The 15,625-nt window shown below is 41.2% G+C and carries 11 protein-coding genes; 7 read left to right on the top strand and 4 right to left on the bottom strand.

The annotated features are described in order from the left end of the window. The first annotated feature begins 108 nt into the window (after window positions 1-108). Complete coding sequence (locus H5163_RS08830) at window positions 109-1,401, top strand: NCS2 family permease (RefSeq protein WP_145241051.1); 1,293 nt, start codon at window positions 109-111, stop codon at window positions 1,399-1,401. Between the two features lie 346 nt (window positions 1,402-1,747). Here the strand turns inward: H5163_RS08830 and H5163_RS08825 are convergent, their stop codons facing one another. After that, window positions 1,748-2,506 (bottom strand): hypothetical protein, encoded by a 759-nt coding sequence (locus H5163_RS08825; RefSeq protein WP_145241049.1) that lies wholly within the window; start codon window positions 2,504-2,506, stop codon window positions 1,748-1,750. A 317-nt stretch (window positions 2,507-2,823) separates the two neighbouring features. Between H5163_RS08825 and cysB the strand changes: the two genes are divergently transcribed. Continuing rightward, window positions 2,824-3,801, top strand: coding sequence for an HTH-type transcriptional regulator CysB (cysB, locus tag H5163_RS08820; RefSeq protein ID WP_145241047.1), 978 nt, complete (start codon window positions 2,824-2,826; stop codon window positions 3,799-3,801). A 59-nt stretch (window positions 3,802-3,860) separates the two neighbouring features. Here cysB and H5163_RS08815 read toward each other — a convergent pair whose 3' ends face one another. The 3 genes from H5163_RS08815 to pabB form a co-directional block, all read right to left on the bottom strand. Continuing rightward, on the bottom strand, window positions 3,861-5,237 hold the full coding sequence (locus tag H5163_RS08815) for an L-serine ammonia-lyase (RefSeq protein WP_145241045.1): 1,377 nt from the start codon (window positions 5,235-5,237) through the stop codon (window positions 3,861-3,863). Window positions 5,238-5,336: 99 nt separating this feature from the next. Further along, the gene (locus tag H5163_RS08810; RefSeq protein ID WP_310736589.1) at window positions 5,337-5,930 is read right to left on the bottom strand and encodes a CoA pyrophosphatase; all 594 of its coding nucleotides are present in this window, start codon (window positions 5,928-5,930) and stop codon (window positions 5,337-5,339) included. Between the two features lie 5 nt (window positions 5,931-5,935). Next, window positions 5,936-7,282 carry an aminodeoxychorismate synthase component I gene (gene pabB / locus H5163_RS08805; protein ID WP_182732308.1) on the bottom strand — a complete coding sequence of 449 codons (1,347 nt, stop codon included), beginning with the start codon at window positions 7,280-7,282 and terminating at the stop codon, window positions 5,936-5,938. 165 nt (window positions 7,283-7,447) lie between these two features. Between pabB and H5163_RS08800 the strand changes: the two genes are divergently transcribed. The 5 genes from H5163_RS08800 (at window position 7,448) to H5163_RS08780 (ending at window position 15,616) form a co-directional block, all read left to right on the top strand. Beyond that, entirely contained in the window at window positions 7,448-8,974 is a 1,527-nt protein-coding gene (locus H5163_RS08800) for a fumarate hydratase (protein WP_145241038.1), read from the top strand. A 401-nt stretch (window positions 8,975-9,375) separates the two neighbouring features. Next, window positions 9,376-10,416 (top strand): Glu/Leu/Phe/Val dehydrogenase, encoded by a 1,041-nt coding sequence (locus H5163_RS08795; RefSeq protein ID WP_182734943.1) that lies wholly within the window; start codon window positions 9,376-9,378, stop codon window positions 10,414-10,416. 93 nt (window positions 10,417-10,509) lie between these two features. Then, complete coding sequence (locus tag H5163_RS08790) at window positions 10,510-11,145, top strand: CatA-like O-acetyltransferase (protein WP_182734942.1); 636 nt, start codon at window positions 10,510-10,512, stop codon at window positions 11,143-11,145. A 175-nt stretch (window positions 11,146-11,320) separates the two neighbouring features. After that, window positions 11,321-14,215: a ligand-binding sensor domain-containing diguanylate cyclase gene (locus H5163_RS08785; RefSeq protein WP_182734941.1), complete on the top strand. Its 2,895-nt coding sequence runs from the start codon at window positions 11,321-11,323 to the stop codon at window positions 14,213-14,215. A 168-nt stretch (window positions 14,216-14,383) separates the two neighbouring features. After that, the gene (locus H5163_RS08780; RefSeq protein WP_182734940.1) at window positions 14,384-15,616 is read left to right on the top strand and encodes a M23 family metallopeptidase; all 1,233 of its coding nucleotides are present in this window, start codon (window positions 14,384-14,386) and stop codon (window positions 15,614-15,616) included. Window positions 15,617-15,625 lie beyond the last annotated feature (9 nt).

Below are 15,625 nucleotides of genomic sequence, written 5' to 3'. Positions count from 1 at the left end.
TTGTCATTTACCTGCTCAGTTTAGTCTAATATCAGGTTAATTGTCCTGTTATTCTTGAAATATATGATAAAATCACGCAATTATTGTCATCTAAAATGAAACTCACTTATGCTCGACGCGTTATTTAAAATTAGCGACCACAACTCGACTGTGCGCCGCGAATGTATTGCCGGCCTCACTACCTTTATTACTATGGTTTATATTGTGTTTGTCAACCCTGCTATGTTGGCTGAAGCTGGTATGGATCAAGGTGCTGCGTTTGTGGCAACTTGTATTGCTGCGGCTATTGGCTGTTTTATCATGGGCTTTTGGGCAAATTATCCGTTAGCTTTGGCTCCTGGTATGGGGCTTAATGCCTTTTTTACTTATGGTGTTGTGTTAGGCATGGGCTATACCTGGCAAGCAGCATTAGGGGCTGTGTTTATGTCGGGCTGTATTTTCTTGTTCCTGAGTTTGTTCAAAGTCAGGGAGTGGATAATTAATGCTATTCCATTGGTGTTAAAGCAAGCCATTGCAACAGGAATTGGAGCGTTCTTAGCGTTAATTGCGCTTAAAAATGCCGGGATCATTGTGGCCAGCCCTGCAACATTAGTGCAACTGGGTGATATAACGGCTGCCGGTCCATTGTTGGCTATTTTTAGCTTTTTTGTTATTGCAGCGCTACTTTATCGTGATTTTAAAAGTGGTGTTTTGATCAGCATTTTATTAGTAACTGTGATCGCGCTAAGTCTGGGTTTGGTAGAGTATCAAGGCGTGATATCTATGCCTCCTTCAATTGCGCCTACTTTTATGCAACTTGATTTTTCTGCGGCGTTTGAGTTGTCAATGCTTAGCGTCATTTTTGCATTGTTGTTCGTTGATTTATTTGATACATCAGGCACCTTAGTTGCGGTAACTCAAAAAGCAGGTCTTGCTGATGAACAAGGTAATATGCCTCGTTTAGGACGAGCATTAAGTGCTGATAGCGCCGCAACCATTGCCGGTTCAGTATTGGGCACTTCGACCACAACCTCATATATAGAGTCAGTTGCAGGAGTATCTGTGGGTGGCAGAACCGGACTTACAGCTGTGGTTGTAGGAATGTGCTTTTTATTGATGATGTTTTTTGCACCCTTGGCGAAAATGGTGCCAGCTTATGCAACTGCGGGAGCTATTTTATATGTGTCGGTGCTAATGCTACAAAACCTCAAGTTTGTAAATTGGGATGATATGACAGATGCCATTCCAGTGAGTGTGGTATTATTGATGACGCCGCTAACATTCTCTATTGCTCATGGCATTGCACTGGGCTTTATTTCTTATACAGTCGTTAAAGTATTGTGTGGTAAACGAGAACAAGTAAGCATCAGTGTGTGGATATTGACTGCGATGTTTGTGATCAAATTTGCGTTTTTATCTTAGTGAGTTACTAGGGTCTGTTGACTTTTCAAGGTTAAATTTGCAGCAGTCTGTTTGGTATTTAGGCAAGGCAGAACCTATGTGGTGTGGTCATTCCCCATAAATAGGTGATAACGCAGCATCAATGCCAAACAGGCGCTGCCCGAAGGGTTCTGCCTAGGTGCAATTAACTCTTTGTTACTTACATGGATGTAAGTAAGGGGCGTGAGCAGGACGCGGAAGCTTTGCTCGGTTTTTACTTAGCCCACTAGGTTACAAACCTCGCGCCGCGATTAAATTGCCCCTAGTTTGAACAAATATTAATCCGCAAAGGTCAACAGACCCTAAGTTAATACAAAGAAAAAGTGGTTTACCACTTTTTCTTTGGTGCAAAAAGTACGTCTAAATCGTCTTGTTCTTGCTCTGCTTTTTTCTTCAGTGCTGTTGCATTAGATGCTTTAAGCTCTGTGCTTATTGCTTCTAAATAACCTTCGAGCTCTTGGCGTTTAGTGGTTATATAGTCATCGCTATAAGCGACTGCAGATACAGTAGCGTAGGCTTTTTCAAAGTATTGGCGTGCAGAACCGACCATATTCGCAGAGCGTGCGGAGATACCTCGTTTAATCTGGCTTTCAATATTAATTCGTAATTGGAGTTTTTCTAAGCGCTTGTCTTCAGCAATAAAAATTTGGCTGTCTACTTTCCCTTTGCCATGCTCTGAACGAAGTACTGCGCGTACTTTCTTAATACCTTGGATTAGTGCTATTAATTGCTTGTCGTTATCGGGTAACACTAAATTTTCTAAGTTAGTGGTGTCGATTGAGTCTCCTAAACGTTCTTTTGCTTCCTTTAAGCGATTCTTTAACTCTTTCGAATTGGGTGATAGCTGCACCATAGCGACTAAAGCATCATGAATACGCCGTTGTAGAATACGTAAAATATGTTCTGACATAGGGATGTTTGCGCTATTTAATAGAACGTCTTCTGATTCTTCAATGATTTTTTTTTGTTTGGTTAAGTCTTTGCGGCGTTCTGTTTCTTGTTTCTCTTTATGCTGTTGTACCGCACTGACCCAGAGGGCAATGACAATCAGTGCAACAATCAACATAATAATAATAGAAACGATCATGGTTTAGGTCTCAAATTTCACAAACTAATAATTTTAATCTTACATTAAATATATGCTAACAGGATAGTTTTGCGCGGCTTATGTAAAAAAGAATTCACTTTCTCATCATTTATTACTATCTGCGTATGATATTTTTTCATTTTGAGCATCAGCTTAAAAGATGGCTACCTCAAGGCGAGGGATTATGCTAGCCTAAGCAGATAACCTTATAAATACGATTCCAGACAGCCTTTTTCTATTGTTAATCAGAAAAAACTTGGCTTGACGCGATGTAGCATTTATAAATAAGCAGTATAACTACACTAAAAAATGCAGCCATGAAATTACAACAACTCAGATACATCGTCGAAGTCCAAAATCATAAACTTAATGTTTCAGCAACCGCTGAAAGTTTGTTTACCTCACAGCCAGGTATTTCTAAGCAAGTACGTATGTTGGAAGATGAGTTGGGCGTGCAGATTTTTGGGCGAAGTGGAAAACACTTAACCCATGTTACCAGCGCGGGCACTGAAATAATTAATATTTCCCGTGAGATCCTTTCTAAAGTAGAGGGTATTAAAGCGGTTGCAAATGAGCATACACTACCTGATCAAGGTAAGTTGAATATTGCCACCACACATACCCAAGCACGGTATGCACTGCCAAGTGTGATCCAAGGATTTATGAAAAAGTACCCTGCGGTGTCATTGCACATGCACCAAGGTACGCCGCAGCAAATTTCTGATGCTGCTGCTCGTGGCGATGCTGATTTTGCAATTGCCACTGAAGCACTACATTTATATTCTGATTTAGTGATGTTACCTTGCTATCACTGGAATCGCAGTATTGTGGTGGCAAAAGACCATCCACTAGCTAAAAAAGCAGAGTCGCTAACCGTTGCCGATATTGCCCAGTATCCACTTATTACTTATGTATTTGGTTTTACTGGCCGTTCAGAACTTGATAAAGCATTTAATGCGCAGGGACTTGAACCACACATTGTATTTACTGCAACTGACGCTGATGTGATTAAAACCTATGTACGCTTAGGTTTAGGTGTGGGTGTTGTAGCATCAATGGCGATTGATCAAATTGCAGATACCGATTTAGTGTGTATTGATGCCAGCCATTTATTTGAAGCCAGCACCACTAAAATTGGCTTTAGAAAAGGCAGCTTTTTACGTACATATATGTATGATTTTATAGAGCGTTTTGCACCACATTTGACCAAAGAGCGGGTTGAGCGAGCGAGTTTACTACGTAATCAAGATGACGTAGATAAGCTGTTTGAAGATATAGAATTACCGGTTAAGTGACTTTAATCTGTTGAAAACAAAAAAGCCGCATATTGCGGCTTTTTTAATGACTATAAAACTTAACACTCAATTATATTTACCGCTAAGCCACCGCGAGCGGTTTCTTTATATTTAGTTTTCATATCGTTACCAGTATCAAGCATGGTTTTAATAACTTTATCCAATGATACTTTTTGCTCGCCACTACCACGAATAGCCAAACGCGATGCATTAATTGCTTTGATAGCTCCCATAGCATTACGTTCAATGCACGGCACTTGTACTAATCCACCGACAGGGTCACAGGTTAACCCTAAGTTATGCTCCATGCCAATTTCCGCGGCATTTTCTACTTGTAATACACTGCCACCGACAATTTCAGTCAGTGCACCAGCAGCCATTGAACATGCGACGCCAACTTCGCCTTGGCAACCAACTTCAGCACCTGAAATTGAGGCATTCTTTTTATATAAGATGCCAATTGCGGCGGCAGTTAATAAATAACGAGTTGCAATATCGCGGTCTATTTCTTTAATGAATGTGTGGTAGTACATTAATACCGCAGGTAAAATACCTGCTGCGCCATTAGTTGGTGCTGTAACTACACGGCCACCTGCAGCGTTTTCTTCATTAACAGCAAGGGCAAATAAATCCACCCAGTCCATTGCGCGAAGGGGGTCATTGCTGACTTCAATATTGAGCTTTAAGTACAGGCTAGGGGCGCGACGTTTTACTTTCAAACCACCAGGTAAAATTCCTTCGGTGCGCATACCGCGTTCAATACAGGCTTTCATTACTTGCCAAATATTGAATAGTTCATCTTTTATTTCATCTTCTGTGCGTAAGGTTTTTTCATTTTTCATCATCAAGCTTGATACGCTATAACCTGACTCCTTACACATTTCTAATAATTCTTTGGCACTGCCAAATGGAAAGGGGGCTGGGTTTTCTTCACGGACAGTGAGCGCAGCTTGTTTTTCGTTTTCAAATTCTTCATCGGTAACAATAAAACCGCCGCCAATTGAATAGTAAACTTTACTATGGAGTTTTTCGTCGCCTTTAAAAGCAATGATCTCCATTGCATTTGAGTGTTTTGGCAAAGTTTTACGACGGTGGAATACAATCGCTCCTTGTTTTGGAAACTTTGCTTGATGCACTTGATTTAAGTGGATCACTTGTTCATTTTCAATTTTAGCGAGAATATCGTCTACTAAATCGGCATCAATGGTTTCCGGATCATAACCCGCAAGTCCGAGGATAACTGCTTTGCCTGAGCCATGGCCGATACCTGTTTGTCCCAATGAGCCATATAGCTCAACTTTAATGCTGGTGACATCGGTTAACAAGTTTTGTTGTTGTAGTTCGTTAACAAATAAACGCGATGCGCGCATTGGGCCGACGGTGTGTGATGATGACGGGCCAATGCCAATACTAAACATATCGAATGCACTGATCATAATAACTTTACTCTACTTTTACTCAGCACGATTGCTGCCTTTGAACGGTCGCACATAATAACGCGTAATTGTACCCTTGTAACCCTTTGCAATAGAGATTTAAACTGGTATGGCAAGCTGTTTTGTAAAGTTTTTTATAATGCTAGCAGTGGCTCCCCAAAGTAGTCCGTAAGGAGTTGAAAAACCTTGTAAAGTAATAGTTTTGCCAAAGCGATGAAAAGGTAAGGGTTGCCAATTGTTTACATCAGCGAGTGCGCTGATGGGCAGCAAAAAACTGGCGGCCACTTCATTTTGGTCTGCATGCCAATGTGTATCTGGGGCTAATACACCAACAAACGGTGTAATCGTAAAGCCGGTAAGAGTAGAGTAATCGCCTAATTGACCGATGACAGTGACATTTGATGGGGCGATATTTAGCTCTTCACTTAGTTCACGCAGTGCAGTATGGCGTAAGTTTGCATCGCTCAACTCATGCTTACCGCCTGGTAAGCAAATTTCCCCAGGATGGTGATTTAAGAACATTGGGCGTTTGCATAGTAATATGTGCGCGCTGTTATCTACATCAATCAGCGGTAACATAACGGCACTGGCTCGTTGAGGACGTTGTTTAAAATGTCTCTTATCAGCTGGCTGTATATACTCATTGGCAGGCGCAGTTAGCTGAAAACGAGCCATAAGCTGTTTGCTATTCACACAGGTTACTTCAATAAAGGTAAGATTTTATTTACTTTATCGTAAGTTTCTTGGTATTCCAAATCCACTTGTGAATCAGCAACAATGCCGCCGCCAGCCCAACAATAAATATGCTGTTTGTGACACACTAAAGTTCGGATGGTAATACTGGTATCCATATTGCCACAAGCGCTTAAATAACCGATTGAACCACAGTAAATACTGCGCCGATGCGGTTCTAATTCTTCAATGATTTCCATCGCACGAATTTTGGGTGCACCGGTGATTGACCCTCCCGGAAAAGCAGCATACAACTGATCAACCGCAGTTTTATCGTCAGCTAACTGCGCTGTCACGGTACTGACTAAGTGGTGTACTGCAGGAAAACTCTCAATCGCAAAGAGTGACGGGACTTGCACGGTACCAGGTTTGGCAACTTTACCTAAGTCGTTGCGCAGTAAATCAACAATCATCACATTCTCAGCGCGATCTTTCGCTGAATTTTGTAATCGAGTTGCTTGTAACGCATCTTCTTTTTTATCAAGACACCGTGGCAGCGTTCCTTTGATTGGCTTGGTTTCAACCTGATTATCATTAATCGCAATAAAGCGCTCAGGGGAAATAGATAAAATAGCGCCATCAGGATGATTAATAAAACTTGAAAAAGGTGCTTTGTTAGCTTCGCGCAAAGTACAATAAGCATGCCACGGTGAGCCTTGATACTGCGCTGTAAAACGCTGTGCTAAGTTAATTTGATAACAATCGCCACTTTTTAAATATCCCTGAATTCTTGCAAACTTAGCGCTGTATTGTGCGCGGCTCATATTTGATGACCAGCCTCGGGTGATTTCAAATGGCGAGGTAATTGGAGAGGCGTGAGCTAACTCCTGTAGATACATTGCTGATCTATCAACATCAGGCTGTGCGACATAAAACCAACTGTGCAGCTTTTTATCATAGATAAGTGCATCCATATAGAGACCAATAGCTAGTTGTGGCATATCGATATCATCGATAGCTTGGCTGGGAAGTTTTTCAATGACTCGGCCAAGGTCGTAACCAAAATACCCGAGCCAGCCGCCACTAAAAGGTAGGTTAGGCTGAGTTTTACTGCTATCTAGAGTATTTAGCTGTGCTTTAATGATGCTAAAACAATCTTGTTCAGTTGCCTTGTCATCAATAAACGTGTGGTTATTTTTAACTTCTAGGCGCATTTTTGGCGCAATAGCAATCAGATCGTAACGACTATTTATATGGTCGCTGTTGGCTGAATCCAGCAGAACGGCATAAGGTAAATGGGCAAAATAGGCGAAAACCTCTAGGCAGTTGAGCGAAATGTCTAATTGAATACAGGTTTTTTGTTGCTTTATCATCTATTTTTTTACCCTGAAGAACTGGCTCGAAACGGGCTAGGAGGGTATCATAAGTTATAATTTTTTGGCAGCGTTTAGTGACGTTGCCTAAGCGCTGTACAAACCACCGTCACTGGTTTGGCCTAGTTTACGTGTTCTCACGTAAAGGTAATTTAAGGAACCCCTATGAGTACAATTCGTCAGCAAGACTTTATTGATAGCATTGAAGATGCATTGCAGTATATTTCGTTTTATCATCCACTTGATTTTGTTCAAGCGCTCGAAAAAGCCTATAACAAAGAACAAAGTAAAGCGGCAAAAGATGCCATTGCGCAGATTTTAATTAACTCGCGGATGTCGGCAGAAGGCAAACGTCCTTTGTGCCAAGACACAGGTATTATTACTTGTTTTGTGAAAGTAGGTATGGATGTTAAGTGGGACAAAACAGATTTAACCGTACAGCAAATGGTTGACGAAGGGACGCGTCGTGCTTATTTGAATCCAGATAATCCATTACGTGCATCTATTGTTGCAGATCCTGCAGGTAGCCGTAAAAACACCAAAGATAATACGCCTTCGGTCGTGCACATTGATTTAGTGGCAGGCGGCAATGTTGAAGTAATGGTGGCAGCAAAAGGCGGCGGCTCTGAAAATAAAAGTAAAATGGTGATGCTTAATCCATCTGATGATGTGGCTGAATGGGTCGAAAAGACCTTGCCGACCATGGGCGCTGGTTGGTGTCCACCAGGCATGCTAGGTATAGGTATTGGCGGAACGGCAGAAAAAGCCGCAGTAATGGCAAAAGAATCACTTATGGATCCAGTTGATATCCATGAGCTTATGGAACGTGGCGCAGAAACCACCGAAGAGAAACTTCGTTTAGAAATATTTGAGCGCGCAAATAAGCTCGGTATTGGCGCACAAGGCCTTGGCGGTTTAACAACAGTAGTTGATGTGAAAATAAAAACCGCACCGACTCATGCGGCCTCAAAACCTGTGGTTATGATCCCTAATTGTGCTGCGACTCGCCATGTACATTTCACATTAGATGGTTCAGGTCCTGCAAACTTAAAAGCGCCAAAACTTGAAGATTGGCCAGAAGTCACATTTGAAGTGGGTGAGGGCACGCGTCGTGTTGACTTAAATACGCTAACTAAAGAAGACACGCATGAATGGAAAATGGGCGAAACAGTATTACTGTCAGGGACTATATTAACTGGTCGTGATGCAGCGCATAAACGTCTGCAAGATATGATCAATTCTGGTGAAGGGTTACCTGCAGGTGTTGATTTTGATAATAAGTTTATTTACTACGTTGGCCCAGTTGACGCGGTACGTGATGAAGCAGTGGGCCCAGCGGGTCCTACAACAGCAACTCGGATGGATAAATTCACTGACATGATGCTAGAAAAAACCGGCATTATTGGCATGATTGGTAAAGCGGAACGTGGCCCTGCAACGGTTGAGTCTATCAAAAACAATAAATCTGTGTATTTGATGGCCGTAGGTGGAGCAGCTTATTTAGTATCTAAAGCTATCAAAAAAGCCCGTGTAGTGGCATTTGAAGATTTAGGTATGGAAGCTATCTATGAATTTGAAGTAGAAGATATGCCAGTCACTGTCGCAGTGGATAGTGAAGGCGCAAATGCGCATACCCAAGGCCCAGCAATTTGGAAAGCTAAAATTGCAGAGTTAGACGCTAAATTAAAATAAGTATTCGCTTTATTATGCGGTATTTGAGTTTTCTCAGATACCGCTTATCAGCTCAGACCAGTTGGATGTAAACCACCTAACCTCCCGCAAAGACCCATCATTACTCTCTTGTTGCTGTTTATTGCCTTGTAATTTAAACTTTACAATAATATTTAAATTGACGTTCACGTAAACGTTATCATGCTATATTTTTAGTTAAGTTAATTAACTATTCTAAAAAGTGACTATTTTTGAATTTAAAATGTTTAAAATTGCGATAATTTAGCTTGTTCATTACGGCGCCTGATATTGATAGGTTTTATCATCTCATATAGTGGCAAGCTGTAATATGAAGTGGTAGAGTCTCGGCAATTTCAGCGTGCATACCCTCTCACGGGTTACAAATTTCGGAGTAAGATAAAGTGGCTGTGTTCAATCGAGTTGATTTTGATAACCACGAACAAGTGGTTTTTTGTTCAGATAAAGAATCAGGCCTTCGTGCAATTATTGCCGTTCATAATACTAATTTAGGTCCTGCTGTTGGTGGTTGCAGAATGTGGGATTACGCAAGTGATGACGACGCTGTTGTCGATGCGCTTCGTTTATCAAAGGGTATGACCTACAAAAATGCGGTAGCACGTTTACCATTTGGTGGTGGTAAATCTGTGATCATTGGAAATGCCAAAGAAATTAAGTCTGAACAATTATTCCGTGCATTTGGTCGCCAATTAGAGCGCTTAAATGGTAGTTACTATTCCGCTGAAGATGTAAACATCACCTGTGATGATGTGGCTATCATGAATAAAGAAACTAACTATGTATTAGGCCTTGAAGGTAAAAGTGGTAACCCATCACCATTTACAGCGTATGGCACATTTTTAGGAATTAAAGCGGCGTTACAACATCAACGTGGTCACCAAGACTTGAGTGGCATTAAAGTGGCAGTACAAGGCTTAGGCGCTGTTGCTTATGGCTTGTGTAAACATTTGCATGACGCGGGTGCGACCTTGTTTGTAACTGATATCAACCAAGTGGCAATTGACCGAGTCGTGAATGATTTTGCAGCGACTGCTGTAGGCATTGATGAAATATACGACCTTGATGTCGATGTATATGCACCGTGTGCACTTGGTGCAACAGTAAATGATGCGACTATTCCACGCATTAAAGCGACAATTATTGCTGGTTGTGCAAATAACCAATTAGCCGAGTCTCGTCACGGTGAGATCATTCGTGAAAAAGGTATTTTATACGCACCAGATTATGTGATTAACGCAGGTGGTATTATTAATGTTTATTATGAAACAGCGCCAGAAGGTTACAGTGCTGAGGCATCAAATAAACATGTTGAGGGGATCTTCAAGACCTTAACTGAAATTTTTTCGCGAAGTGAGAAAGAGCAAAAATCAACGCATTTGATCGCAGACGAACTCGCACAAGAGATCATCAAAAACGGTTTATAATAAACGCGTTATAGGCGTGCAATTGCACGCCTTTACATTATTCAGTAAATCCCTCACGATACGGTCAACCTGACCTGTATAGTTTTTAAAGATATGACGCCCATCGATTTAGCCACATGGCCACGCGAACAACATTTCTCACTGTTTAAAGAGTTTACGCAACCCTACTTTAATGTATGTGTACAATTAGATATGGGGGCGTTGTATCAGCATTGTAAATCACAGCAATGCTCTTTTTTTCATGCCTATATCTATGCGACATTGCAGGCAAGTAATACTTATCAACCAATGTTACTGAGGATCATTGACGGTGTACCTTGGCAACTAGCTGCTCAACGTGCCAGTGTTGTAGAGCTTGCTGATGATGATACCTTTAGGTTTAGCTACTTTTCACAACAAGCTACGTTGAACGACTTTCAAATACATGCAAACAGAGTTAGCTTAGCGGCAAAGCAACAGCCATTATTCTCAACTGCTTTTGCGCAAACCGAAGGTCAGACTGATTTGATCCATATTTCGGTTTTACCGTGGTTGAACTTTACAAGCTTCTCTCATGCACATACACAAGGTAATCATTTCGGCATTCCTAAATTAGTGTTTGGACAGTTTGATGCACAAAAGGGGACAATGCCTATCTCAATAGATGTACACCATGCATTGATGGATGGTTTACATGTAGCGAAGTTTATTGAACAGCTGCAGCAGAGTATAGACGCTCTGTGTGCTTAGCGTGGCCGTAAACGAATTGTGTTATTTAGTTAATGAAAATAAAACTCAGACTATGTTAGTATAATTCATATACAAGAAAACATAATGATAGTTAACTACTGGAAAATCATTATCTATTTAATTTGCGTTCATGCTAAGTTGTTAGCTCGCCATAATTACGAAGGCGTTTAGTATAATGATTCGTTTAGGTCTTTGCTTTTTCTTTTTTGTTGTTTTTAGTTGCTTTGCTGCTGAGCAAACCCGCTTACCTCTTAATGACTACTTTGCTGAAACCTGGAATACCCGTTCTGGTTTGCCTCATAATAGTATCAATAGCGTGGTACAAACAAATGATGGTTACGTGTGGATTGCCACTTGGGAAGGATTAGCCCGATTTAATGGCCGAGAGTTTAAACTGTTTACACGTACGGAAATAACTGGTTTACCAGATTCTGGTTTACGTAGTTTAGCCCCACAAGCTGATGGCGGTCTATACATAGTGGGCGCTCGAGGGGGGATCAGTCATTTATATCAAGGGCAATGGCATGCCAAGCCAAATGCGACTGCGATGGTAAATCACGTATTAAAAACGCCTTCAGATGAAACTTGGTTAGCCCTTGAGGGCCAAGGTGTTGTATATCGAGAGTTTGATAGTGCGCCGGACACGGCGATTTTAGAAAACCTCAGTGCTTATCGTCTAATAGAAGACAATGCAGGTATTATCTGGGTTGCAACCAGCAATGGCTTGTATCAAATTAATAATAAAACAGCGCGTTTAATCACTCCCGATTCCGGTTTACCACAAAGCCCAATATACACCTTGTATTTGACCCGCCAAGGTGAGCTCATAGTCGGCAGTGAACAAGGTGCATGGAAACAGGTAAACAACCGTTTTATCAGTATTCATGCTCAACTTAAAAATGAGGCTATCTCAAGTATTTTACAAGATGACCATGATGATCTTTGGTTTGGTACGATCAATAAAGGGGTGTTTCGATTAAGCCCGTTAGGACTTGAACAACTTGATGCTGACGCTGGTTTACCTGCAAATCGGATTTTATCGTTATTACAAGATCGTGAAAATAGTATTTGGGTTGGCACAAATGGCGGTTTATACCGATTGCGTGAAGCCGCTTTTTCGACTTGGACCACAAAACGAGGGTTGACAGGCGATTATGTCCGTACCGTGTTGTCGCATTCTGATGGTAGCTTATGGGTAGGCAGCAGCCTTGGTTTAAATCGCATTGAAGATAATAAAGTAAACACATTCCCTCCTGCTTATGGGAATGATCCGTTATCGGTTTTAAGTTTAGCCGAAGATGCGCAAGGTCAAATTTGGCTCGGGACCTATACTTCAGGTTTGATGCGGATTATCAATGGTAAAGTTTATCCTGTTCTGGATCGTCAAAATGGCTTAGCCAGTAATGAAGTTAGGGCGTTGTTATTTGATAGTGCAGGGCGCTTATGGGTGGGAACTGCAGCAGGTTTGACACGAATAGACGTGGATGGCTCTCTGAAGCAGTTTTCAAGTACAGATGGTTTACCTGGTGATTTTATTATAGCCCTTAGTGAAGACAATTATGGCAATGTATGGATTGGAACCGGCGTTGGAGTAGCATCTTTTAGCCCAAATTTAGAAAAATTTACGGCTAAAGTGTTTCCTGCCCATTTTGATGCTGAATATGCTTTTGGTTTTTATGCTGAATCTGAATATATTTGGATGGCGACAGACCGTGGTCTTGTCCGGTGTCATATCCCAACTGGAGAAATGAGTATTCTTGGGCGTGAACAAGGCTTGCCAGTTGATAAGTTGTTTCAAGTTGTGGCACAGGGAGATTCGTTTTGGTTATCTAGTAATCGCGGTGTGATCCAAGTAAATCAAAAACAGGTCAAACAGCGGCTAGCGCAGTTAGCACAAAATAATGCGTTGCCAATCCAGTATCAGCTATATGATGAAGGAGATGGCATGCTAAGCGCTCAGGCTAATGGCGGGTCTAATCCTTCTGCAGTGCTGCACAAAGATGGCAGTATTTGGATTGCTACAGCGCAAGGGGCAAGTACTATCGTCCCTGAACGATTAAAGCAAGCTACAAAGAAAACATTACCGACAATTATTGAGGCAATGTATGTAGATGGCAAAATGACCCCCTTGGTGCAGCAAGATGAAGAAATTATTTTACCGCTTGGCGTTTCGCGGCTCTCTTTTCATTATGCTGGCCTAAGTTTTATTATGCCTCATCGGTTGAATTACCAGACCCAATTGACTGGTTATAATAATGTGTGGGTTAATCGTAATCAATTAACCATTACGGAATACACTAATTTACCACCGGGAAAGTATACTTTTAAGGTACGTTCGGGCTACCCTAATGGGCAATGGCAAAATAATGATAAAACCTTAACGTTTGTGATTCAGTCATATTTTTGGCAAAAAATTACTTTTAAAATAATGGTTTTTATCGGTTTATTAGCATTAGTCTACGGGCTTTATAGATACCGGCTTTATCATTATAAAAAAATAGAGATAGAGTTGATTAAGCGGGTTGAGCAACAAACTAATGATCTGCAACAACAAACAGATGCCTTTGCTCATCAAGCAACCCATGATCAACTAACTGATTTACCAAACCGTCGTGCCTTTGACTGTTGGCTTGCGGACAATTTTGCTGATTTTAAACAGCATGGTTCACCTCTCGCTATTGCGATTATGGATATTGATCATTTTAAGCGAATTAATGATGGGTGGTCACATATTGTTGGCGACCGTGTAATTTGTGTGGTTGCTCATATGCTAGGAGAGCTCAATGAGAGTGATGATAGTCAAGTTGCTCGCTGGGGAGGTGAAGAATTTACATTACTATTCCCTCATAAAACCGCGCAACAAGCCGCTCAATTATGTGAAGAATTACGTGTGCAAATTGCAAACTACGATTTTTCAAACATCGCTAGCGGGTTATCGGTAACGGTTAGTTTTGGAGTCGCTGATTCATTGGCAGTTAATGACTATGACAGGTTACTGGCGCAAGCTGACCAAGCGCTTTATCAAGCAAAAAGTAATGGGCGAAATCGAGTCGAAGTTATAACACTCTAAAAGTTATAGTAGAGTATTTGGGAAAACACGCTACAGGCCATTGCTTTTCGGGTACATAATATATACTAATACATATATTAAGACATTTTATTAACATTTAATTGGGTTTGATGCTATACCTTTCGTTCCCTCTTTGGGGTCTTTTGATGTGAACAGAAGGAACAAAAGATGAAAAGTAAGATGATATATGTAGCATTAGCAGGTGTTTTAGGTGTGTCGCCAGCGGTGTTTGCACAAGGCCATAAGCAGAATGATTTTAACTTTACTGCACAGTCCATTGAGTCACTTAAGTTAACCTCCTTGGTGGCTGTGGACGATACTCAGTTTGTGTTCAATAATGACTTGTTGCATGAAGATTGGGATAATTTCTTTGCTCTGCATGCGCCAGTACTGGAAGATAAAAAAGAGCGTGTTTTGCACTGGGCAGGTTATACAAGTATCAACCCTAAAGTTATCTTAGCCTTGATTGAGCTGCAAAGTGGCTTACTTTCTGATCCTGACGCAGATCTTAATAATGCTTTTGCAGGTTTATCGGACGAACACGGTTTTGATGCCCAGCTTGAAGATGTCGTAATGATGTTAAGTCAACGTTTTTATGCATATAAACAGTGGCAAGATAGCCAAGCCTCCTCGAATACATCGAAGTATGCGGGCGAGGAAATCACGAATAGAGTCAATACCAACAGCAGTACTGCAGCGACAGTAGCATTGGTCAGTGTTCTTAAAAAACAAGCATTAAGCAAAGATAATGTTAATTACGCTAAGAGCGATCTGACCGGCTTTTTAGCGACGTTTGAGCGTCTATTCCCTGATAGTCGCGCTCAGTTACAAAGATCCTCTAAAAGTGCACTACAAAGTAGCAATCAGCAGTTTGCTGCGGCTAGTTTTTCAATGAACTTACCATGGTCATCAGGTTATTATTGGTACAGCGGTGGGGCTCACTCTAATACTGGCTCTGGTTATCCATATTCATCGCTTGATTTTAATAATGGCTCTGGTGGTTGGGGCGCAAATACACCATATGTTCAAGCGGCGCATGGTGGTACTATCACACGTTTTTCGTCATGTAATATCCGCGTAACGCATTCGAGTGGTTATTCAACCAACTATTATCATATGTCTAATCTGCAGTATAGTAGCGGTGATTTTGTGCAGTCAGGTGCATGGCTCGGTCGTTATGCGAACAATTATTACCAAGCACTATGTGAAGGGGGACAATCATCAGGTCCTCACGTGCATTTTACTTTGTTGTATAACGGCCAGCAGGTGTCATTACATAATCAATATATTAGTGGTCATCGTATTGATGTCGGCAATAGCAACTACGATGACAATTGTAATAACTTTTACTTTGAACGTAATGGTTACCGTACTTGTGCTTGGGACCGTTTATATCGTTAATATAATTGA

Origin of the sequence: Pseudoalteromonas sp. SG44-8, from assembly GCF_014164125.1 — a bacterium.
Taxonomy (GTDB): domain Bacteria; phylum Pseudomonadota; class Gammaproteobacteria; order Enterobacterales; family Alteromonadaceae; genus Pseudoalteromonas; species Pseudoalteromonas rhizosphaerae.
This window is presented reverse-complemented; position numbering and strand designations above follow the sequence as displayed.